21 protein-coding genes and 1 pseudogene are annotated in these 20,678 nt (G+C 37.1%); 8 read left to right on the top strand and 14 right to left on the bottom strand.

The window, feature by feature from the left end:
* Positions 1-24 precede the first annotated feature (24 nt).
* From AC559H_RS13095 to hemJ, 3 genes are all read left to right on the top strand, one after another.
* Positions 25-672 (top strand): biliverdin-producing heme oxygenase, encoded by a 648-nt coding sequence (locus AC559H_RS13095; RefSeq protein ID WP_026795584.1) that lies wholly within the window; start codon positions 25-27, stop codon positions 670-672.
* 50 nt (positions 673-722) lie between these two features.
* Positions 723-2,108 carry an oxygen-independent coproporphyrinogen III oxidase gene (hemN, locus tag AC559H_RS13090; RefSeq protein WP_026795585.1) on the top strand — a complete coding sequence of 462 codons (1,386 nt, stop codon included), beginning with the start codon at positions 723-725 and terminating at the stop codon, positions 2,106-2,108.
* Between the two features lie 70 nt (positions 2,109-2,178).
* Positions 2,179-2,736, top strand: a complete 558-nt coding sequence (gene hemJ, locus AC559H_RS13085) for a protoporphyrinogen oxidase HemJ (RefSeq protein WP_026785790.1) — start codon at positions 2,179-2,181, stop codon at positions 2,734-2,736.
* 132 nt (positions 2,737-2,868) lie between these two features.
* On the opposite strand, the gene AC559H_RS13080 is transcribed toward hemJ, so the two are convergent.
* From AC559H_RS13080 to AC559H_RS13025, 12 genes and pseudogenes are all read right to left on the bottom strand, one after another.
* Positions 2,869-3,591, bottom strand: coding sequence for a biliverdin-producing heme oxygenase (locus AC559H_RS13080; RefSeq protein WP_026795586.1), 723 nt, complete (start codon positions 3,589-3,591; stop codon positions 2,869-2,871).
* A 213-nt stretch (positions 3,592-3,804) separates the two neighbouring features.
* On the bottom strand, positions 3,805-4,482 hold the full coding sequence (gene surE / locus AC559H_RS13075; RefSeq protein WP_026785792.1) for a 5'/3'-nucleotidase SurE: 678 nt from the start codon (positions 4,480-4,482) through the stop codon (positions 3,805-3,807).
* Between the two features lie 332 nt (positions 4,483-4,814).
* Positions 4,815-7,298, bottom strand: a complete 2,484-nt coding sequence (recG, locus tag AC559H_RS13070; protein ID WP_026795587.1) for an ATP-dependent DNA helicase RecG — start codon at positions 7,296-7,298, stop codon at positions 4,815-4,817.
* 458 nt (positions 7,299-7,756) lie between these two features.
* Positions 7,757-7,954, bottom strand: coding sequence for a hypothetical protein (locus AC559H_RS13065; RefSeq protein WP_237746362.1), 198 nt, complete (start codon positions 7,952-7,954; stop codon positions 7,757-7,759).
* Between the two features lie 38 nt (positions 7,955-7,992).
* A complete protein-coding gene (locus AC559H_RS13060; RefSeq protein WP_052349600.1) occupies positions 7,993-8,583 on the bottom strand; it encodes a hypothetical protein in 591 nt (196 codons plus the stop codon).
* A 107-nt stretch (positions 8,584-8,690) separates the two neighbouring features.
* Positions 8,691-9,350: a translation elongation factor Ts gene (gene tsf, locus AC559H_RS13055; RefSeq protein WP_026785795.1), complete on the bottom strand. Its 660-nt coding sequence runs from the start codon at positions 9,348-9,350 to the stop codon at positions 8,691-8,693.
* A 168-nt stretch (positions 9,351-9,518) separates the two neighbouring features.
* Entirely contained in the window at positions 9,519-10,310 is a 792-nt protein-coding gene (gene rpsB / locus AC559H_RS13050; RefSeq protein WP_026785796.1) for a 30S ribosomal protein S2, read from the bottom strand.
* Positions 10,311-10,450: 140 nt separating this feature from the next.
* On the bottom strand, positions 10,451-11,323 hold the full coding sequence (locus AC559H_RS13045; RefSeq protein WP_148292273.1) for a glycosyltransferase: 873 nt from the start codon (positions 11,321-11,323) through the stop codon (positions 10,451-10,453).
* A 106-nt stretch (positions 11,324-11,429) separates the two neighbouring features.
* Positions 11,430-12,302, bottom strand: coding sequence for a glycosyltransferase (locus AC559H_RS13040; RefSeq protein ID WP_026795590.1), 873 nt, complete (start codon positions 12,300-12,302; stop codon positions 11,430-11,432).
* Between the two features lie 80 nt (positions 12,303-12,382).
* Positions 12,383-13,048, bottom strand: a pseudogene (locus tag AC559H_RS13035) (glycosyltransferase family 2 protein).
* Between the two features lie 22 nt (positions 13,049-13,070).
* Positions 13,071-14,177, bottom strand: coding sequence for a class I SAM-dependent methyltransferase (locus tag AC559H_RS13030; RefSeq protein ID WP_026795591.1), 1,107 nt, complete (start codon positions 14,175-14,177; stop codon positions 13,071-13,073).
* 53 nt (positions 14,178-14,230) lie between these two features.
* Positions 14,231-15,118: a beta-1,6-N-acetylglucosaminyltransferase gene (locus AC559H_RS13025; protein WP_026795592.1), complete on the bottom strand. Its 888-nt coding sequence runs from the start codon at positions 15,116-15,118 to the stop codon at positions 14,231-14,233.
* A gap of 197 nt (positions 15,119-15,315) precedes the next feature.
* Between AC559H_RS13025 and AC559H_RS13020 the strand changes: the two genes are divergently transcribed.
* Positions 15,316-16,248: a class I SAM-dependent methyltransferase gene (locus AC559H_RS13020; protein WP_026795593.1), complete on the top strand. Its 933-nt coding sequence runs from the start codon at positions 15,316-15,318 to the stop codon at positions 16,246-16,248.
* Positions 16,249-16,405: 157 nt separating this feature from the next.
* On the opposite strand, the gene AC559H_RS13015 is transcribed toward AC559H_RS13020, so the two are convergent.
* Both AC559H_RS13015 and AC559H_RS13010 read right to left on the bottom strand, forming a co-directional pair.
* Positions 16,406-17,071, bottom strand: coding sequence for an HAS-barrel domain-containing protein (locus AC559H_RS13015; protein WP_026795594.1), 666 nt, complete (start codon positions 17,069-17,071; stop codon positions 16,406-16,408).
* Positions 17,072-17,157: 86 nt separating this feature from the next.
* Positions 17,158-17,355, bottom strand: a complete 198-nt coding sequence (locus AC559H_RS13010) for an NAD(P)H dehydrogenase subunit NdhS (RefSeq protein WP_026795595.1) — start codon at positions 17,353-17,355, stop codon at positions 17,158-17,160.
* A 755-nt stretch (positions 17,356-18,110) separates the two neighbouring features.
* Here AC559H_RS13010 and AC559H_RS13005 point away from each other — a divergent pair.
* The 4 genes from AC559H_RS13005 (at position 18,111) to AC559H_RS12990 (ending at position 20,611) form a co-directional block, all read left to right on the top strand.
* Entirely contained in the window at positions 18,111-18,581 is a 471-nt protein-coding gene (locus AC559H_RS13005; RefSeq protein WP_026795596.1) for a DUF29 domain-containing protein, read from the top strand.
* A gap of 100 nt (positions 18,582-18,681) precedes the next feature.
* The gene (locus AC559H_RS13000; RefSeq protein ID WP_026795597.1) at positions 18,682-18,939 is read left to right on the top strand and encodes a hypothetical protein; all 258 of its coding nucleotides are present in this window, start codon (positions 18,682-18,684) and stop codon (positions 18,937-18,939) included.
* Positions 18,936-19,358, top strand: coding sequence for a type II toxin-antitoxin system VapC family toxin (locus AC559H_RS12995; protein ID WP_026795598.1), 423 nt, complete (start codon positions 18,936-18,938; stop codon positions 19,356-19,358). The genes AC559H_RS13000 and AC559H_RS12995 overlap by 4 nt, the downstream gene beginning before the upstream one ends.
* 5 nt (positions 19,359-19,363) lie before the next feature.
* Positions 19,364-20,611 (top strand): bifunctional folylpolyglutamate synthase/dihydrofolate synthase, encoded by a 1,248-nt coding sequence (locus AC559H_RS12990; protein WP_036831668.1) that lies wholly within the window; start codon positions 19,364-19,366, stop codon positions 20,609-20,611.
* The last annotated feature ends 67 nt before the right edge of the window (positions 20,612-20,678 follow it).

Raw genomic sequence — 20,678 nt, 5'->3', positions numbered from 1 at the left:
TTAATCTTATTTATCCATAAAACCATGACTAATTTAGCTGAAAAACTCAAAATCGGAACCCAACAATCTCATAGTAATGCCGAACATACCGGATTTATGAGAAACTTTTTATCTGGGGGTATTAGTAGAGAATCTTTTTGTCAACTTTTGAGTAATTTATATTTTGTTTATAGCCAATTAGAAGCGGAATTACAATCCCATCAAACCCATCCAAATATTAGCAGAATTTATTTCCCTGAACTCAACCGCAAAGCCAATTTAGAGAAAGACTTAAACTTTTATTATGGAGAACATTGGCCAGATAATATTACCGCTTCTCCCGCAGCCCAAGATTATGTTTCTCGACTTACTGAACTTTCTGTTACCGAATCCACCTTATTAATTGCCCACTCCTATACTCGTTATATGGGTGATTTATCTGGAGGACAAAGTTTGAAAAAAATTGTCCAATCTGTCTTTAATTTAGCAGAACATCAAGGAATTTGTTTTTATGAATTTGATCAAATTTCTGATATCAATGAATTTAAAAACCTCTATCGCCAAAGATTGAATGAATTAGTCTTAAGTGAAAAACTCCAAGATCAAATTGTCGCCGAAGCTAATAATGCCTTTGTCCTAAATATTGCCATGCTCCGAGATTTAGGAGAAATTCCAACTCCAGCGACCGTTTAATTTTGTCTATTTACCATCTACCATTATAACTAATTAGGGAGAATAAATCAATGGTTTTTTCGGTTTCCAATGTGGCGTTTGATTTTGATTTAATTGAAAAATACGGTAATGCAGTTCCCCGTTATACCAGTTATCCACCAGCTACAGAATTAAAAGATGAATTTACGCCCTTAGATTGGGAATTTTCCCTAACTGAATCTAATCAACGCCAATCTCCCTTATCCCTTTATTTTCATATTCCTTTTTGCCAGACAGCTTGTTATTTCTGTGGCTGTAATGTGATTGTTTCTAATAGTAAAAATGCAGCTACAACTTATGTCGAATATTTGTCAAAAGAAATTGAATTTACCTCGCAGTTTATTGACACTCGGCGACCAGTTACCCAACTACATTGGGGCGGAGGTACACCTAATTACCTATCTTTAGAACAAATTGATTATTTATGGGAAACCATTAATAAACAGTTCACCTTTGCCGATAAAGCTGAAATTTCGATTGAAATTAATCCGCGATATATTGATAAAAACTATATCTTTTTCCTGAAAAAAATTGGGTTTAATCGGATTAGTTTTGGGATTCAAGACTTTAATCCCCAGGTACAAGAAGCCGTTAATAGGGTGCAACCGGAAGCTCTGTTATTTGATGTCATGGATTGGATTAAGGAAGCTGGGTTTGAAAGTGTGAATGTGGACTTAATTTATGGTTTACCCTATCAAACTTTATCTAGTTTCAAAGAAACCATTAAAAAGACCATTAAACTTGATCCTGATCGGATTGCTATTTTTAACTTTGCCTATGTTCCCTGGATGAAACCCGTACAGAAAAATATTCCTGAATCTGCCTTACCCCAACCCCATGAAAAGTTAGAAATTTGGCAAATGTCGATCCAAGAATTAACCGATAATGGCTATGTTTTTATTGGCATGGATCACTTTGCTAAACCTAATGATGAATTAGCGATCGCTCAACAAAATTCATCCTTAAAACGGAATTTTCAAGGGTATACAACCCAACCAGAAGCGGAATTATATGGCTTTGGGTTAACTTCTATTAGTATGTTAGAAGATACCTATGCTCAAAACCATAAACGATTAAAAGACTATTATCAAGCCATTGATCAAGGAATTTTACCTGTCAGTAAAGGGTTTAAATTAAGTAAAGATGATATGCTCAGACGAGATGTAATTATGCAAATTATGTCTAGTTTTTACTTAGATAAATCTCAAATTGAAGCTAAATATCATCTGGATTTTGACACCTACTTTGCCCAGGAATTAATCGCCATGCGTCCCTTAATTATTGATGGTTTAGTTCAGTCTAATTATGATTCCATTGTGGTGACAAATCTAGGCAGACTTTTAGTTAGAAATATTGCCTTTTTATTTGATACCCATACCCCCGCCCTACAGCAACAGAAATTATCCCGGGCGATTTAATTGCCAGATTGTCCAGAATCCAGTAAGGTAGTTTATAGCCACCTTTATTGTTGAGGATTTTATTGGATCTATGACTTATTTTTGGTTTAAATCCTTTCATATCATCGGAATGGTTGTCTGGTTTGCGGGTTTATTTTATTTGGTGAGATTATTTGTTTATCACGCCGAAGCCGAAGACAAACCCGAGCCCGCCCGCAGCATTTTAAAAGAACAATATGAATTGATGGAAAAGCGTCTTTATGGGATTATTACAACCCCTGGAATGGTGGTAACGGTGGTGATGGCGATCGCCCTTTTAATTACACAACCCAGTCTTTTACAAGATATGTGGCTGCATATCAAATTAGGATTAGTTGCGGTTTTAGTCGCCTATCATTTTTATTGTGGTCGAATTATGCGACAATTAGCCACAAATAAAATTATATTCACCAGTCAACAATTCCGCAGTTTAAATGAAGTCCCAACGGTACTTTTATTGGTGATTGTTTTACTAGCAGTATTCAAAAATAGTTTACCCCTAAATACAGCCGTTGCTGTCACGGGTAGTTTTATTGTAGGGATGATTGTTTTCTTTCAACTCTATGCCTTCCATAGACAAAAAAACACCCAGCAAGTTGTTAGTCAGTAAGCCGATAGTCAACTAAACTACCCACACTTCTCTACGAGTAAGTGTAGGTAGTTCAAAACCACAAAATCCCGAACACAAGCCAAATTCTCGCGTTCAGGATGAAATTAATTGAATCTTCCGTATTTTAACTGATTATTCGGCGGCGGTTGCTAACCCTTCCGTTGCCCCTTTTGTCCGGCGACGAGTTAAGGTATTGAATAACATTTGACCAATAGCTTTAACTAAATTCCCCTCTAATTCGTTGAACATTTTCATGTTCATCCCAAACGCATCATTGGCTTCATCAACAATGCGAGTTGCCATTTCTTGGTCAATATCAACGCTATCCATTTGTTGACGATAATTGACCTTAAACGCTTTTTCGTCGGGAATATCATTAAACTCGTAAAACTGAGTTCCTTGTCCATCCTGTAAGTTCATCGCATTTTGAGCAATTCCCTTAAGAATTTGCCCCCCGGACAAATCCCCTAAATAGCGAGTATAGAGATGTGCAATTAACAATTCGGGTTCAGAATTGGAGATTTCTCGAATTCGAGCAACATAAGCTTTTGTTGTTTCAGAAGATTGTACTTCTTCTTTCCAATTTGCACCATGATAAAAGTATAAATCCTGCTCTAAACTTTGTTTGCGATTCAGTTCAGGAAAATACAATTTAGATAAAATTGGATGGTTACGGTGGCGCTCCATTTCTTCTTCCATTGCGGAGTAAACAAAATAGAGATTACCCACCAATTTCCGGTAAGACGTTTTTTCTACCGTACCCTTTAAAAAGCACTTGATAAAACCAACGTTTTCCGCCATTGTGTGAGACTTCTTCGTGCCTTCTCGCAGTTGGGTTGCTAAGTTAACGCTCATACTAAAATTTTAATCCCAAAGCTAAATTCAACAAATAGGCGTCTTACTAATCACAGCACCTAGAAAAACCACCTAATTTTTGATATTAAACTAATTTCATGATAAATGGTGTTAAGAATTGTCACATTCACCCATGATACCAACCAGCCGGTTAAATTTCTAACCTCTTTGTGTCTTTGAGTCTTTGTGGTTCAATTAATCTTGACCCCTCACCTACAATTTAATTAAACTCACAGCTATTTTACCACGAAAACACACTTCTACATCCGTTCCCACTTCATAAAGGCGATCGCTATAATTTCCATGATAATGAAAATAATCCCCTTCTATTCTATAATTAATCGGCAAAGATTGGGTTCCTAATTTACAAAATACCATATCTGGGTCAGGGTCTTCCGGTTCCAAATAGGGAAAATTAACATTCCAAAAATACCCCTGTTGCGGAGGATGTTTCATTAATTCATTTAACACTAAACTTGCCCAACGGGTTGCCGTTTTCCAATTTACGGGTTTTCCTTTTTTACGATATTGGGATAAAGCTATCCCCGGAATTCCTTGAATTGCTGCTTCCCTAACTGCCGCCACCGTCCCAGAAATATAAACATCAACCCCCATATTTCCCCCCGAATTAATCCCCGAAATTACCCAACTTAAATCAGGACAAAGATGGGACACCGCTAACCGAATACAATCGGCGGGAGTTCCCCCAATTGCATATTCAATTTCTGAACGTTTTTCTACCTTAATTCCTTGATTGGTCGTCACTTGATGCCCACATTGAGAATATTCTTTTTCAGGAGCAATCCAGATTTTTTCCCCAGAAATTGCCTCCCCTAACGCTTTAATTCCGGGTGCATCAATACCATCATCATTTGTTAATACTATTTTCATTTTTTTTAAGGGAATGGGGAACACGGATTTAAGAGGATTTCACGGATTTTAATCTGTGTTAATCTGCGTAATCCGTTTAATCAGTGTTCAGATTTCACGGATTTTAATCTGTGTTAATCTGCGTAATCCGTTTAATCAGTGTTCAGATTTCACGGATTTTAATCTGTGTTAATCTGCGTAATCCGTTTAATCAGTGTTCAGATTTCACGGATTTTAATCTGTGTTAATCTGCGTAATCCTTTTAATCAGTGTTCAGATTTCACGGATTTTAATCTGTGTTAATCTGCGTAATCCTTTTAAATCCGTGATAGGTAATGGGTAATAGAAAGAGTTTAGGTTAAAATGCTGCCTCCCATAATCTTAATATAACGACGATTTAATTCATCCCGCATTAAAGGTAAACCCTGTAACTTTGGATCTTTTTTTAATACCTTTTGGGCGGCATCCCTAGCTAATTGTAACACCTCCTGATCCTCGACTAAACTCGCTAAAGCAAAATCCGGTAAACCCGACTGACGAGTACCCAAAACCTGTCCTGGCCCTCGCAATTGTAAATCCATTTCTGCAATCAAAAACCCATCCTGAGATTGTTCCAAAACCTGTAACCTTTGTCGCGCTTCCGGGGTAGAACCTCCTAACATTAATAAACAATAGGATTTATCTTTTCCACGACCCACCCTACCCCGTAATTGATGCACCTGAGATAATCCAAATCGTTCTGCATTTTCAATTAACATCACCGTGGCATTGGGAACATCAACCCCCACTTCCACCACCGTTGTTGACACCAGAATTTGGGTTTCTCTATCCCGAAATAGAGTAATAGCTTGATCTTTTTCCGCGCTACTCATTCGACCATGGAGCAACCCAATTTTAAACTCAGGAAAAATCTTAGACTGTAATTTTTGATGTTCCTCCACCGCCGATTTAACATCTAATTTTTCCGATTCTTCAATTAACGGTAACACCACATAAACCTGTCTGCCTTTTGCTACCTCGCGCTGAATTAAATCATAGGCATCCCGTCGTTGTTTTCCGTTTAAAATTGTAGTTTGAATTGGTTGGCGACCGGGGGGAAGTTCATCAATTTGACTCACATCTAAATCCCCATGTAAGGTTAAGGCTAATGTTCGGGGAATGGGCGTCGCCGTCATGGTTAAAACGTGGGGAGATTCTCCTTTTTGTTGTAATCTAGCTCGTTGTTGAACTCCAAACCGATGTTGTTCATCTATCACTACTAACCCCAAACGATGAAAATTAACCTGATCTTGAATTAAGGCATGGGTTCCGACTAAAACAGGCAATTCTCCCGTTTCTAAATGGGCATGAATTTGACGTCGTTTGCCAACTTTTGTTGAACCTGTTAATAATTCTACAGGTAGGTGCATTAAATTAAACCACTCGACTAATTTTCGATAATGTTGTTCGGCTAAAACTTCCGTCGGGGCCATTAATGCGGCTTGATATCCGGCTTGAATTGCCGCTAACATTGCCACCACCGCCACTACAGTTTTCCCTGCTCCTACATCTCCTTGAACTAATCTATTCATCGGTTCAGGAGAATATAAATCTTGGAGAATTTCTTGAATTACCCGATTTTGAGCATTGGTTAATTTAAACGGTAACATCTGATAAAATTCATCAATTAATTTTCCCTTGGGTGCTAAAACTGCACTGGTTTCAACCTGTTTCTGTTGTTGTCTTCGGGTTAATAATCCTAACTGTAAATAGAAAAATTCATCAAACACTAACCGCCGTCTCGCCGCCGATAAACAATCTCGGTCTGGAGGAAAATGGATATTCTCAATGGCATTAGTTAACCCAATTAATTGATATTGATTTAATACTTCTTCGGGTAAGGCATCTGCCAATTGTTTCGCCGCAGGTAAAGCTGCAATTACCGCTTTTCTAACTACATCCGCCCCGACCCCATCCGATAACGGATACACAGGTAAAAGTCGCCCGATTTTCATTGATTCAATTTGACCCCCGGCATCATCTAAAACTTCTAATTCCGGGTTATCTAAGGTAATTCCATATTGATTTTTTTTGACTAAACCCGATGCGGCAATTAACGCCCCGGTCGCATAATTATTTTTTTGTTGATGTTGCCAACCTTTACTACTATATCTATTTCCAGCATAAAATCGACTAATTTTAAGCTGTCCGGTATTATCGCTTAATACTAATTCTAATATGGTTAATTTTTTATTCCGAGGACTACTAAAACAATTACACCGTTTTACCTGAGCAATTAAGGTGACGGTTTCCCCTGGTTCTAGTTCATTAATTTTGACCTGTCGTGCATAGTCAATATGATCCCTAGGATAATAATACAGTAAATCAAATACGGTTAAAACCCCTAATTTTGCTACGCGATCGCTATTTCTAGGCCCGATAATTTTTTCTAAGGATTGTTCTAAGGATATATTAACAACCTTTGCCTGTTCTGTAATCCCAGTTGTCTTTGTAACTGTTTGTTGATTTTGCTTTTGATCTTGTTCCGTTTCCCGAATTTTCGATACCTGATTCCGACAATCAAATAACCGTTGTAATTGCAGCAAAAACCGTCTCGTATCTGCAATTAAATGTTGGCGGTCTTCTAATTTTAATTCAGGATAACGCAAAAAATCCTCCGCCAAATCTTGACACCGTTGTTGGGTCTCCGGCGGTGCATTTTCAAACAATTCCTTTAAACTCACATAAAAAAATTCATGGAATTTATATTGACTACCCTGCAAATTTGTAAAACCCCGTTCTGCTTCAACGCACAACGCTTTACTAAATCTCCACCAGTCTGGTTGATAAGATTTCATCTTAATCTAACTTCCTAATTACCCTGTATTTGTGACTCACCACAGCCTATTATAATATACAGTATTGTCAGCACCACAGAGATTTACTTAGCTTTTCTTTAACCTTCCTACTCAGCTTTTTAATAATAGGAATTAAATCAAATTTTTCCAGGGGTTGACAATAACAAATCCATTTTGCTATAATTTTAGCAAATGCTGTATGCAGGAGCATGGCTTTACGCTTGACTTTTTAATCAATTATAGATAAAACCCTTTATCTATAGGATTACAGACTTTGATGAATTTTCCGCCCCTGAGTTTTTGGGTAGAATTAAAGCAAATTTTAAACAAGGTTGACACGAATAATTTTTAGGTGCTATAATTTAAGTATACGCTGGTGGGGGTCGTGCGTACCTACTCTTGATTTTTTAGTCAATTAAAAGCTATACAACTCAACCTATAAGCATTTCAAGCATTTCTCAATCCTCATACCAAATAGATCTCCAAGCGGATTCTGCCTGGAGTATGGCTCTCTCGCGTAACTTTTTTTGATACTCCCGACGGATATTAGTAAACTGTCCCGACAAATGGCGGAGTTGGTGACGTCGCGCCATCACATTAGCATCAGCAAACTCAATTTCCCCCAAGCGCAGATGAATAGCCGTTAACCTTGTCATGATCGAGGTTTGGGACTCGTCATCATCCTCCGTCTCAATCATGATCTGGAGTAGATTCGCTGGCCCAGCCACCATATCGCTGGAAGCATCAGCCTTAGAAGCCACTTCCAGAATAGCTTGGGGTAATTTTTTGGTAACAGTCCAAACCGTTGTAACTGCAAGTTGGTATCCTTAGATAGCAATTTCAACAGTCGGACAATTCCGGTTTCAATCCCATCTTGCCAAGAGAATAAACGCTCAGGGGTTAACGGTTTTGGAGTCTGAGAAACCTGCAAATTTTCCTCTGGCTGTTCCTCCTCCGGTTCAGAGGTAAAATCATCATCTAAATCCTCAAGTTCAAAATCAGCCGGAGCTTGCAGAGACTCGCATAAATCCGTCTGCATTTGTCGGGCTAAATTTCTTAGCCCCTGTTGTAATTTTTGTCGTTGTGAAACCGATAACTCTAAAAATACTTGAGGATAGATTTGAGTGCAGAGATGATAACTTGCCAAAATCAATTGTTGACGTACTCCTTGCCCCAGAGCAACCAAATACACCTCATAGGCGTGATGAAACTCTTGGGCAATTTTAGCGATCGCATCTTCCAAAGCAGCGATATCCTGATCAACGCGATTTATTGATCCAGCCATAAAGGAATTAGGAATTACGAATTAGGAATTAAAAATGAATGAACTCCGATCATAATTAAAATTTGATCTGATCGGAGTCTTAACTATTAATTAACTTCAGAAATAACCTAGGCTTTACCCATTTGTTCGGCGACTTCATCCGCAAAATTCTTTTCTTCCTTCTCCAAGCCTTCACCCAAAACAAAACGAGCAAAGCGACGAATTTTAATATTTTCGCCTAACAGAGAAATACTTTGTTTCACCAACTCCGCCACCGTAATATCTTGATTGCGAATGTAAGGTTGATCAACTAAGGATAGCTCTTGAAGACGTTTATCAATTCGTCCTTGAACAATTTTTTCCTTAATATTATCGGGTTTATTTCCTAAATCATCCCGCTTCATTTCAATCTCTTTTTCCTTAGCGGTAATGCTGGCGGGAATATCATCAATAGAAACATATTCCACATTAGGACAAGCTGCAATTTGCATGGCAATATTATTCACTAATGCTTTAAATTCCTCCCGACGCGCCACAAAGTCAGTTTCGCAGTTGACTTCCACAATTACCCCCACCCGTCCGCCAGTGTGAATATAACTTCCCACCAAGCCTTCGGTAGCGCTGCGAGAGGTCTTGTTATCCGCAGAACTAATACCCTTTTGACGCAACCATTCGATAGACTTGCTGATATCCCCATCATTTTCAATCAGGGCTTTCTTGCAGTTCATCATCCCCGCGCCAGTTTTATCGCGCAGTTCCTTAACCACTTTTGCTGAGATTTCCGCCATCTTTTCCTCAGATTTGTTTTATGTTTACCTATCGCCATCACTCATCTGTTAAAAAAAATTATAACAAATGAATCTAAATGTTTTCCATGATTACTTCCCAGGAGTCCCCATCGGATAATTTAGCTTAAACCTGTCCTGAAAAAAGACTCCTGAGAAATATTTTAGGTCTTATTCTTCCGACTCCGAATCAGAATCTAAATCGCCGATATCTTCAACTTCTTCATCTTCTTCATATTCGGCTTCGTAATCATAATCTTCTTCAGCTATTTCTGCACCTTGACCATGACGCCCTTCATAAATTGCGTCGGCTAACTTACCAACAATCAACTTAATTGAACGAATAGCATCATCATTGGCGGGAATATGAATATCTGCCAAATCAGGATCACAATTAGTATCTAATAAAGATACAATCGGAATATCTAATTTCCGACATTCCATCACCGCATTATATTCCCGGCGTTGGTCAACTAAAATTACCACATCAGGAACACGACGCATGGCTTTAATTCCGCCTAAATACTTCCGTAATTTCGTCAATTCTCGACGTAAAACCGAAGCTTCTTTTTTAGGAAGATAATCAAAATAACCACTAGACTCGCGGTCTTCCAAAGTTTTCAGACGGTCAACCCGGGTTTTAATTGTCGCCCAGTTGGTCAGCATTCCCCCCAACCAACGTTGGTTGACATAATATCCCCCACAACGGGCGGCTTCGCTGGCGATAATTCCAGCAGCTTGACGTTTAGTTCCGACAAACAGAAACTTTTTCCCATCTTCGGAGGAACTTCTGACATAATCATAGGCCTCCTCCATCAGTTCTGCGGTTTGAACTAAATCAATAATATGAACCCCGTTACGCTCCGTGTAGATATAGGGAGACATTTTCGGATTCCAACGGCGGGTCTGATGTCCAAAGTGAACTCCAGACTCCAGCATTTCTGCCAAACTAATAACGGCCATTCGTCATAACTCCTATATTCGGGTTAATCCTCCATCCAGGCGTATCAGCTAAGGGTTTAAACCCTAGAAACACCCGAATCCCTGGATGTGTGATTTTTAGACAACCTTTCCACTATACCACGTCTTGAGTTATCTGTAGATTAGTTCACAGGTAATTCCTTCCTAAAAATTCCAGTTGCAACTACTTGTTCAACTATATTTGGATAAAATTTCTGAACAATTTCAGGAAATCTACCTAAAGCAATAGGCCCACCCAAGCAATGAAGCAAGCAAATATCATTTTTCTGCTTCAGCATAGATTGTTTGATCATAGATAAAGCTTTAAATTGGCACATTTCATGTATTTCAGTAAGTGTCTTAACGGATTTATTCTCTATTCTCGATATAGCGTCTATTGGGGAAATATTGTATATACAAGGAAGGCTTTGAACAGAGAATTGTGCCTTATTAATAGCTCTAATTAGAGCTAACTGATCTTGCTTTTTGAATTTTAGCCACTCCCGATTCCATAACTCAAATAAAGACTGAGTTTGGGTGGTGTTTCTCCAAAGAATTACTCCACTATTAAAGTGAGTTGTACTTTCTGGCAAATATTGTAAGGTGTAATTCTTCTCTTCTTCTGAAATATGAGCGCACAATCCCAATGTTGGAACTAGGTCAACCACCATACACATATCTCCATAATCAAGATAATCCCACAGATCAGAAATAGGTTTGAAGGGAAGAATATCCGCGTCTAGGAATAGTGTTTCCTGATATGGACTAAAGGTTGATAGACGTGTCTTGATGTCCCTAGATGAAAATGAACCGCTATCATTTATCTCACTGAGATCAATAAATCTAGAACTAATTTCGTACTTTTCCAGAGGGAGAATTTTCAGTAACGGATGATCAGAGATGATAGTGATAGGTATCGTTGGTTCTATTTGACGAAGGACAATCGCACTGATTAAAGTTGCTTCCAGATATAAAACATTTCCTGTTGCACAATAGATAACTCCTCTATTTTTCATATAAAAACCTTTGAAAATGGTAAAATTCGTTTTAAAGGACTGCAAGGTACTTTGATTAAGTGGTTTCGCTGAACCAAGAATCTCCACGCCTTCAGGCTGGGGAGTGTCAACTCACAGGTAATTCATTCCTAAAAATTCCAGTTGCAACTACTTGTTCAACTATATTTGGATAAAATTTCTGAGCAATTTCCGGAAATCTACCTAAAGCAACATATCCACCCCAGCAATGAATCAAGCAAATATCATGTTTCTGCTTCAACATAGATTGTTGGAGCATAGATAAAGCTTTGAATTGGCACAGTTCATGTATTTCAGCCAGTGTATTAACGGATTTATTCTCTATCCTCGATATAGCGTCTATTGGGGAAATATTGTATATACAAGGAAGGCTTTGAACAGAGAATTGTGCCTTATTAATAGCTCTAATTAGAGCTAACTGATCTTGCTTTTTGAATTTTAGCCACTCCCGATTCCATAACTCAAATAAAGACTGGGTTTGCGTGGTATTTCTCCAAAGAATTACCCCACTATTAAAGTGAGTTGTACTTTCTGGCAAATATTGTAAGGTGTAATTCTTCTCTTCTTCCGAAATATGATCGCACAATCCCAATGTTGGAACTAGGTCAACCACCATACACATATCTCCATAATCAAGATAATCCCACAGATCAGAAATAGGTTTGAAGGGAAGAATATCCGCATCTAGGAATAGTGTTTCCTGATATGGACTAAATTTTGATAAACTTGTCTTGATATCCCTAGATGAGAATGAACCGCTATCATTTATCTCACTAAGATTAATAAATCTAGCACTAATTTCGTACTTTTCCAGAGGGAGAATTTTCAGTAACGGATGATCAGAGATGATAGTGATAGGTATCGTTGGTTCTATTTGACGAAGGACAATCGCACTGATTAAAGTTGCTTCCAGATATATAGCATTTCCTGTTGCACAATAGATAACTCCTCTATTTTTCATATAAAAACCTGTGAAAATTGTTGGTTAAATTTTGTTACTTTATGTTACTTGGTTTTCAGCTAATTTAGCAAAACAAAATATTAATTTTCATGTAAAGAAATATTTTCTAAAACACTCTTAGTAATACTTGTTTCTGCTCTTGTGTAAATATAGGTTTCTGGGTTGGTAATGTTTTCGGTTTTAAATATTTTTTCTGCTCGTTGCCAAAAATCTGTATCTTCACCATAAGCAATATTATCAAATCCTTTTAATTCAAAAAATACTTTACGTTTACCGAAAAATGTGGGGCCTAAAACACATTCTTTTAAATTAATAGTTTTTCCTGGTTCATAATAATCAGGCACTAAAATTTCTTCTTCGGAAAAGAATCCACCTTGTATTAAATCAATTTCAGGATGAGATTTTAGATAATTAAGCCGTGATTTTATATGATTAGGTGCATAAGTATCATCACTATCTAAAAATGTGATATATGGGCTAAATGAGGCTTGGATACCCACATTTTTAGAGTAGGCTAATTTGCGGTTTTTATGTTTCAAATAACGGACATTTTGAGTTTTTTCTAAATAGGGATTAACTATTTAAAATGTATGATCATCACTACCATCATCAACTACTAACAATTCCCAATTTTGAAAAGTTTGATCAATCACACTATCAAGACATTGATTTAAATATTTTGCTCGATTGTATGTACATAAAATGATGCTAACTTCTGGTTGAATATCAAATTTGATAGGACTCATGGCAATTTATAGATTGTGAATTTTATTTCTCAGCAACGATACAGGTAGCAACCGGATAATCTGGATGAAATGCGTCTAGTTCTTCAGTTGTCAGTTCTTCCACAGCAATGCCATGATAACTAGCTATGACCGTTGTAGGATTACCATAAACATATAACTTTTGCTGAGAAAAGTTTCTAAACATCCAAGCAAAAGCATCAGGTAAAGGCCGCCAATAGTCCATTGGAGTAGCATGAATTCTAATGGAACTGGGAACCATTGCAAAACATTTACCTCCAGGTTTTAACCAAGTATAAATATTTTCTACTACTTGCCAAGGTGCGTAACAATGTTCGAGAACATTAAATATTACGATGGAATCAAAGGACTCAGGTTTAATCATAGATGTATCGTGAGCATCACCAACTATATCTATTCCCAAACCGGGTTCTATATTCATAATTTGATAGGATGTACCAGGGTTCACTTCATAGAAATCCTTATCTTTTGGTATTCCTCCTATTTCTAAAATATTCCCAGAAATTTGCGTTTGAATTTCCTGTAAATATTTGCTGAGATAATATCTATCTACGGGTATACCCCTAGTTAAACCAAATGCTTGACAAATAGGAACAGCTTTTTTTAAATCACCCCAATCTATAGAATTTGTAGCAGGAGATAGCAACCCAAGTTTTTCTAAATGTTCTACTAAATTACGAAAATCTTCTATATTTTCAATAGATTCTAAATCATCTTTTAATTGATAGTTAAAAAATAATTGTGTCAGAACTTGGTAATTTTTGTGACTAATATCGCCAAGTTCAAATAACATTTCTTTTTCAATAAAGCTGCGAAATCCTTTACCAAAAATTGTAATTTTTCCATCTGCTAAAAATACTATGGCATTTTCAATCAGATGTTGATATTGCTCTAGCTCGTCCGTCAGTTTCTCTGTGACTGAAGCTGATTTAATTTGTTCAAAGATTAGGTAAGCTTTTTCTAAAGAATGTTCGTGAACAAATATTTCTAATATTGTTAACCAAGATTTATCCGTAATAATTTCTGCCGTGCGTTGACTCCAAGCAAAAATAGCATACAGTTGGGAATCTTCCATTTTTAAAAAAGCATTACTTACATAAGTTTTAATCATACAATTTTTCTTGATTTTTAACTGAGATGAATCTGTAATCAAGACTGAAGTTATCATGCTAAAGTAATGGTGTCAAGTTGATCAAGAATATTGCTATCTAAATCTATATCAAATTTTCGCGCAAAATGGCATGATGAGGCAAGAAGATGGGGCAAATCTTCCATAACCATTGTTTTGGGATGAGCCCCTTGTGTTGACCAGTCTACATAGCGGTAATCATCGTTTTTTAGATTAAGGTGTGGTGCATTAGCCAGGATAGTTTGAAAATATGATTCATCTACAAACATTCGATGATAATAGTGTGATGCTAAGGCATTTTTTTGATTGTGAAACTCAATAATATATTCTGCCGCTCGTTGATTTGCACAAAACCATAGACCTCCAGCAAAGCAGCGAAATTTATTAGAAAATGGCAGAAAGGGTTTAGTTAATAATGGATGTTCCAGACGAATTGTGAAATTTTTGAAGAAGGGAACTGAAAATAATTCGTAACTACAATATCGCTGATAGGCTAGTATTTGCCAGATAACGCTCATTTTGACATTTTGTTTATAAACTTTATATATAATTTCTTCATGGTGTATATAAGCATCATATTCAGTTGAATTGAAATCGTCTAATATCTGTTTAGCAGTTTTGATGGGATAGTCTGCTCCACTGAGTAGTATAAACCAATCTGGCGGATTTACAGACTCATACATTAGTTTAATGGCTTTAATTATAGCTTCTACTGCGGAAAATTCACCCCATGCGGTTTCTATATGGGGACGGACAAAGGAGATGTTTTTCGGTAGGGTATCCACAGATAAATCACATTTAGAAAAATCATGATGACAGACAATGGTTGGATAATTGAACATTCTGTTTAAATGAGCTATTAGTCTGTAAATTTGCTCTGGGTTTCTGTGGGTAAGTAAAATAAAACCTATGGATAATGACATTCTGCTCCTAATTTTTTTATGAGAACAACAACTAACAGCACAGGATATTCAAGATTTTTATCCAAAATAGACGAATCCATGTTAACATAACGGAAGCTTTAATCAAAGCTTGTCGCCAAAATTGTCATAAAATTACCGATTTAGGTTTTTTGTATACAATTAAGCAATTATTTATGATCTAATGATCCCATAAATTAATGAATTTTGATAATCATCAGTTAAATCTTAATTGGGCTTGGCGGATTGGGGAAGAAGGATTCCTAAAAATTGTTGACTTGATCAATGAGAAAGTTAATTTGCCAAATTATATTTTAGAATTTGGTAGCGGTGCAAGTTCCGTCCGTCTAGTTTTAAGTTTTCCTCAAACCAAAATAATCTCAATAGATGCAGATTTAGACTGTTATCATCAAACTCAAGAGCTTGCTAAAGAATTTCTTCAACCAGAATCCCTCTTTGAGTTAAAATATCAGCCTTTGAGTTTTCAAGAATATGGTTTGGGTACGATTTTTGCTTATACTCAAGATAATTCCTTAAATAACCTTAGTTTTGACTGCGTAATTATAGATGGGCCACCATTCTATACCTTAAGAGGAAGAGAAGCCTGTTTATATCAAGTCTATAACCAACTCCGTATTGGTGGTATTGTTATTTTGGATGATTTCAATCGAGAAAGTGAAAAGATTATTTTAAAAAATTGGTTGTCAGTATATCCCGATAGTTTTGATATAGAAATTATTGAATCAGGACATCACCTGGCTATTCTTCAGAAAAAACAGTCAGTAGAACCTGATTTCCTTAATGAATATAGACACAATGATAGCATGGAGATTAACCAAAAATACAGGAAACTTCGGGCTGCATTCTTAAACCTAAAAGATGCCGATTTTATTAAAATACTTGAGTCTTTACCCAGCAATGTAATTATCCCTGCACTCAAAGATAAAGATAACTTGGATGATTTTATCAAACTAATGTTGACAATTCAAACAACATATCAAAGTGCTTCTGATCAAGTTAATTTTATTTCTGAGTCTCAATCAAATTTGACGGCTGAAGAAATTTTTCAGCAACAAACTGAGATTTTCTGTTCTTGTTTAGACTTGTTAAATTTAACCCAATCAAACCTATAATTTTCCTCTCTCCAAGAGTCACGGAGGAGAGTTAAATATACTTTTAACCTAGGAAAAAATGCAGTATTCCGATGACATTTGGCTAAATTAGTTTATTTAATACTTGCTTAATTCGGAAAGTGACAACAGAAGACGGATCAATTTAATTCCTCCATAATCAAGGATGAATTTGTTTGAGAATCACCCGCAAGCGATCATAATCATCTTTTAATAAAATGCTCAGGGTTCGTCCCGCTTCAATTAACCAAGCTCGATCTAATGTTTTGAACTTATAAACTTCTCGAATTGCCGCAGCCACCAAAGAATCCACCGGAGCATTACCCACATCTAATAAAGTTCTTAAAAAATCTAATTCCTGACTAAAACTAACAATTTCATCCGGTTCACACTCATAAACCCCCTGATGAATTTGAGGCGGACGGGGCGGAATATATTGATAAATCTTGCCCCGTTGCGGTTGAGAATTATTTCCCTCACCCACCAACTCAAACCCCACAATTGCCACCCGAAATTCCGTTTTTAACATCGCAAAAATTTGCGGTTGCTGTTCTCGCAATTCCTCTAAACTTAATCCTAGCGCCCTCGCCCGATGCACCGAATCAATCGGGCTAGTTGTAGCATGATAAACTACCCCATAAACCTTATTTCCCGACTCCTCATCCCTAGATTTAACCCAACTTCCAAACGCAGGCATCACCGGAAAACTTAAATCTTCCGGTTCCAAACATTGGGCTAAATATTCCGTTGTCGCCGTTTCAATTACCTCACCAATATGTTGTTGAGAACGGGCAGAAGTTGAAAATGCAGGAAAGGGAAGACGCATAAATCAGTTATCAGTTATCAGTTATCAGTTATCAGTTATCAGTTATCAGTGTAGAGACGCGCCATGGCACGTCTCTACTATCATTATTACTTTTTGCCTTTGCGTCCAGCAGTTGTATCAATGGCTTCTAGTTCAGAACGTCTGAAAGTGACCAGTTTATCCCAGTTTCCTCCTTCAAACAGAACAGCGACCTTCCCGTCACTGACTCGTTGAACTAGACCTTGGAAACCGTAATAAGTATCAATAGGGTTCGTGACTCGCACGGCGGAACCTGGCAAAATCATAATATTTTAAGGCTTAGGTGAACTCAATCTTAGTTTACCGCCCTAACCGTGGATTGTTAAGGGGGGTGGAATTATAGTCTTTCCGCAAAAGCCAAAAATTCCAATAGGAGAACGTTTGAGTCCCTCTGGAAAAAAAACTTTCCCAAAACCCTTGCGTAAATCAAAATAAAATGTTTAGATATAGAAATGTGAAAATTCAAAAGCGAATCAACACATAACCCAATCCGGGGGCGTGGCGGAATGGTAGACGCTACGGACTTAAAGATAAATTGAGCCTTGAGGCGAGAAATCTCTCAAGTGTAAGCTGTCAAATTCAGGGAAACCTAAATCTGTAAATTCAGACAAGGCAATCCTGAGCCAAGCCTAGGGGTATTAGAAATGAGGGAGTTTCCCCAATCTAAGATCAATACCTAGGAAGGTGCAGAGACTCGACGGGAGCTACCCTAACGTTAAGCCGAGGGTAAAGAGAGAGTCCAATTCTCAAAGCCAATTGGTAGTAGCGAAAGCTACGGGAGAATGAAAATCCGTTGACCCTTATAAGGTCGTGTGGGTTCAAGTCCCACCGCCCCCATACCTAAAAGTTGAATATAGCAGGCAATCAGCAAGAAAAGACTTCACTCTGTGATCTTATGTCCTAGTTTTCGCTTGAGACTGTTATATAAATTATCATTTTATCGGGTGCGTCTTACGCACCTTTTTCGGTTATAAATTAATATAATAGACCCTAATCCTCTTAACTCTCAAATGAGGTATCAATGGTAAGCTCTAAACACCCTCAATTAAAATCAACAGAAAATTTAAGCCTGTATGAACAAGATTTTTACTTATGGATTGAAAATACGGTAAATCAGTTAAAAACAGGGCAATTATTAGAGGTTGATTTGGGAAATTTAATTGAAGAAATCGAATCTATGGGACGCAGTGAAAAACAAGCACTAGAAAGTGATTTAATTATTGTTTTACTACATCTATTGAAATATAAATATCAACCAGATAAACGTTCCAATAGTTGGTTATCTTCGATTTATGAACATCGTAGAAGACTGAGAAAAGCATTAAAAAGTAGTCCCAGCTTAAAACCTTACTATACAGAAGTGTTTGAGGAATGTTATCAAGATGCTAGACAAGAAGCAGCCTTAGAAACGGGTTTAACTTTAGAAGTATTTCCTGTGGTTTGTCCGTTTACACCAGAAGCTACCCTCGATAGTGAATTTCTACCGAATTAAATTAACAAAATCACTCAATCTAAATGATTTTCTAGTAGAGATATGTTATAATAAATTGAGTATAGCAATTTTATATTATTATCAACCATAGGAGAAGATCATGACTCAAACTATTACTCAAGCAGAAGCTATTGTCGAGATGATTAACACCTTATCGCTTCAACAACAGGAGGAAGTAATTAATTTTATTGAATTTTTGCATTTTAAAGCCCAAAAACCAGAAATTCAACCTCCAGAAGTAGAACAACAACCGATTTCAGCCTATGAAGCAGCCAAACAGTGGGTAGGATGTGTGGAGAGTGGAATCGGTGATTTATCCTATAATAAAACCTATCTGGAGGGTGTTTCAGCAAAATGAAGCCATTAATTATTTTAGATACCAGTCCTTTAGTTGCTCTAATTGATAAAAGCGATCGCTTTCACGGTTGGTCGGTACAGATTTGGAAAACCCTAGTTCCTCCATTATTCACTTGTGAAGCGGTTATTTCTGAAGCGTGTTTTTTGCTTCATAGAACCTATGGAGGAGAGGAAGCTGTTATTGCTTTATTGAAATCGGGAGTGATTAAAATACCCTTTCATTTAACAGAAGAAATTGAAGCTATTGGAAATTTAATGCAGCGTTATCAGAATATACCGATGTCTTTAGCCGATGCTTGTTTAGTCAGAATGAGTGAATTAATTCCAGGGAGTTGTATATTAACCTTAGATAGTGATTTTAGAATTTATAGCAAAAATCAGCAGGAAATAATTGATTTAATAATTGCTGATGAAATATAAATAATATGGAAAAATTTTTACAAAAATATCAACAATTTGGGATTAATTTAGGTTTAGAACGGATTAAAAACCTACTAAAACGCTTAGGAAATCCTCACCTAAATGTTCCTATAATTCATGTAGCTGGAACTAATGGTAAAGGTTCGGTTTGTGCTTACCTATCTTCTATTTTATCACAAGCAGGTTATCGAGTTGGACGCTATATTTCCCCCCATTTAGTCGATTGGACAGAACGTTTATCAATTAATCAACAACCAATTTCACAATCGGATTTTTTAGAAGTTTTACAACAGGTAGAAAATGCCATTCTCCCCGATGAATTTCCCCCAACTTTATTTGAAGTAGTAACAGTTGCAGCTTGGTTATATTTTGCTCAACAAAAAGTAGATATAGCAGTCATGGAAGTGGGGTTAGGGGGACGTTTAGACGCCACTAATGTTTGTGATTATCCCTTGGTTAGTGTGATTACTTCCATTGGTTTAGACCATCAAGAATACCTGGGGTCAACAATAGCAGAAATTGCCTTTGAAAAGGCGGGAATTATTAAACCTAACTGTCCCGTGGTTGTCGGTATTTTACCCCCAGATGCTCAACAAGTTATTCAACAACGGGCGACGGAATTAAACGCCCCTGTAACCTGGGTTAAACCTGCGGTTTGGGTCAAACAAAATGGTATACAGCAAACAGCTAATTATCAAGGTTTAGAATACCCTTTACCCCTATTTGGAGATATACAATTAATTAATTCGGCGATCGCGATCGCTACTATTCAAATCATCCGTCAAAAAGGATGGCAAATTTCCGAAAATGCCCTAATTCAAGGTATAGAAAAAGCTCAATGGCCAGGACGCCTGCAATGGATTACCTGGAAACAGCATCGCCTATTAATTGATGGAGCCCATAACCCCGCCGCCGCCCTAGCTTTACGTCAATATGTAGATAGTTTAGAGGTTTCATCTATTAGTTGGGTGATGGGAATGTTATCGACAAAAGATCATACTAATATTTTTCAAGCCCTATTAAGACCCGGTGATCAATTATATTTAGTTCCTATTCCTAATCATCCCCATGCAGACCCCCAACAGTTAGCAACTCTAGCTAAAAGTTTATGTCCCGATTTAAAGAATTGTCAAACCTATCCCACATTAATTCCCGCGTTAGACGCTGCTATTAAAAATGAAAATACCTTACCAGTTATTTGTGGATCATTGTATTTATTAGGTTGTTTTTTTGAACTTCTGCAAAAAACTTGAATCCCGTTATAACCCCTTTGTGCCTCCGTGTCTTTGTGGTTAAATATAGTTAAACATAGAGAGTTAA

It is taken from the genome of Planktothrix prolifica NIVA-CYA 540 (assembly GCF_963864145.1).
Classification (GTDB): domain Bacteria; phylum Cyanobacteriota; class Cyanobacteriia; order Cyanobacteriales; family Microcoleaceae; genus Planktothrix; species Planktothrix agardhii.
This window is presented reverse-complemented; position numbering and strand designations above follow the sequence as displayed.

What these genes read in the sequence shown, in the direction of transcription:
- AC559H_RS13095 (WP_026795584.1), top strand. Translation starts at nt 25, where the DNA reads ATGACTAATTTAGCTGAAAAACTCAAAATCGGAACCCAACAATCTCAT.
- hemN (WP_026795585.1), top strand. Translation starts at nt 723, where the DNA reads ATGGTTTTTTCGGTTTCCAATGTGGCGTTTGATTTTGATTTAATTGAA.
- hemJ (WP_026785790.1), top strand. Translation starts at nt 2,179, where the DNA reads ATGACTTATTTTTGGTTTAAATCCTTTCATATCATCGGAATGGTTGTC.
- AC559H_RS13080 (WP_026795586.1), bottom strand. Translation starts at nt 3,591, where the DNA reads ATGAGCGTTAACTTAGCAACCCAACTGCGAGAAGGCACGAAGAAGTCT.
- surE (WP_026785792.1), bottom strand. Translation starts at nt 4,482, where the DNA reads ATGAAAATAGTATTAACAAATGATGATGGTATTGATGCACCCGGAATT.
- recG (WP_026795587.1), bottom strand. Translation starts at nt 7,298, where the DNA reads ATGAAATCTTATCAACCAGACTGGTGGAGATTTAGTAAAGCGTTGTGC.
- AC559H_RS13065 (WP_237746362.1), bottom strand. Translation starts at nt 7,954, where the DNA reads ATGACAAGGTTAACGGCTATTCATCTGCGCTTGGGGGAAATTGAGTTT.
- AC559H_RS13060 (WP_052349600.1), bottom strand. Translation starts at nt 8,583, where the DNA reads ATGGCTGGATCAATAAATCGCGTTGATCAGGATATCGCTGCTTTGGAA.
- tsf (WP_026785795.1), bottom strand. Translation starts at nt 9,350, where the DNA reads ATGGCGGAAATCTCAGCAAAAGTGGTTAAGGAACTGCGCGATAAAACT.
- rpsB (WP_026785796.1), bottom strand. Translation starts at nt 10,310, where the DNA reads ATGGCCGTTATTAGTTTGGCAGAAATGCTGGAGTCTGGAGTTCACTTT.
- AC559H_RS13045 (WP_148292273.1), bottom strand. Translation starts at nt 11,323, where the DNA reads ATGAAAAATAGAGGAGTTATCTATTGTGCAACAGGAAATGTTTTATAT.
- AC559H_RS13040 (WP_026795590.1), bottom strand. Translation starts at nt 12,302, where the DNA reads ATGAAAAATAGAGGAGTTATCTATTGTGCAACAGGAAATGCTATATAT.
- AC559H_RS13030 (WP_026795591.1), bottom strand. Translation starts at nt 14,177, where the DNA reads ATGATTAAAACTTATGTAAGTAATGCTTTTTTAAAAATGGAAGATTCC.
- AC559H_RS13025 (WP_026795592.1), bottom strand. Translation starts at nt 15,118, where the DNA reads ATGTCATTATCCATAGGTTTTATTTTACTTACCCACAGAAACCCAGAG.
- AC559H_RS13020 (WP_026795593.1), top strand. Translation starts at nt 15,316, where the DNA reads ATGAATTTTGATAATCATCAGTTAAATCTTAATTGGGCTTGGCGGATT.
- AC559H_RS13015 (WP_026795594.1), bottom strand. Translation starts at nt 17,071, where the DNA reads ATGCGTCTTCCCTTTCCTGCATTTTCAACTTCTGCCCGTTCTCAACAA.
- AC559H_RS13010 (WP_026795595.1), bottom strand. Translation starts at nt 17,355, where the DNA reads ATGATTTTGCCAGGTTCCGCCGTGCGAGTCACGAACCCTATTGATACT.
- AC559H_RS13005 (WP_026795596.1), top strand. Translation starts at nt 18,111, where the DNA reads ATGGTAAGCTCTAAACACCCTCAATTAAAATCAACAGAAAATTTAAGC.
- AC559H_RS13000 (WP_026795597.1), top strand. Translation starts at nt 18,682, where the DNA reads ATGACTCAAACTATTACTCAAGCAGAAGCTATTGTCGAGATGATTAAC.
- AC559H_RS12995 (WP_026795598.1), top strand. Translation starts at nt 18,936, where the DNA reads ATGAAGCCATTAATTATTTTAGATACCAGTCCTTTAGTTGCTCTAATT.
- AC559H_RS12990 (WP_036831668.1), top strand. Translation starts at nt 19,364, where the DNA reads ATGGAAAAATTTTTACAAAAATATCAACAATTTGGGATTAATTTAGGT.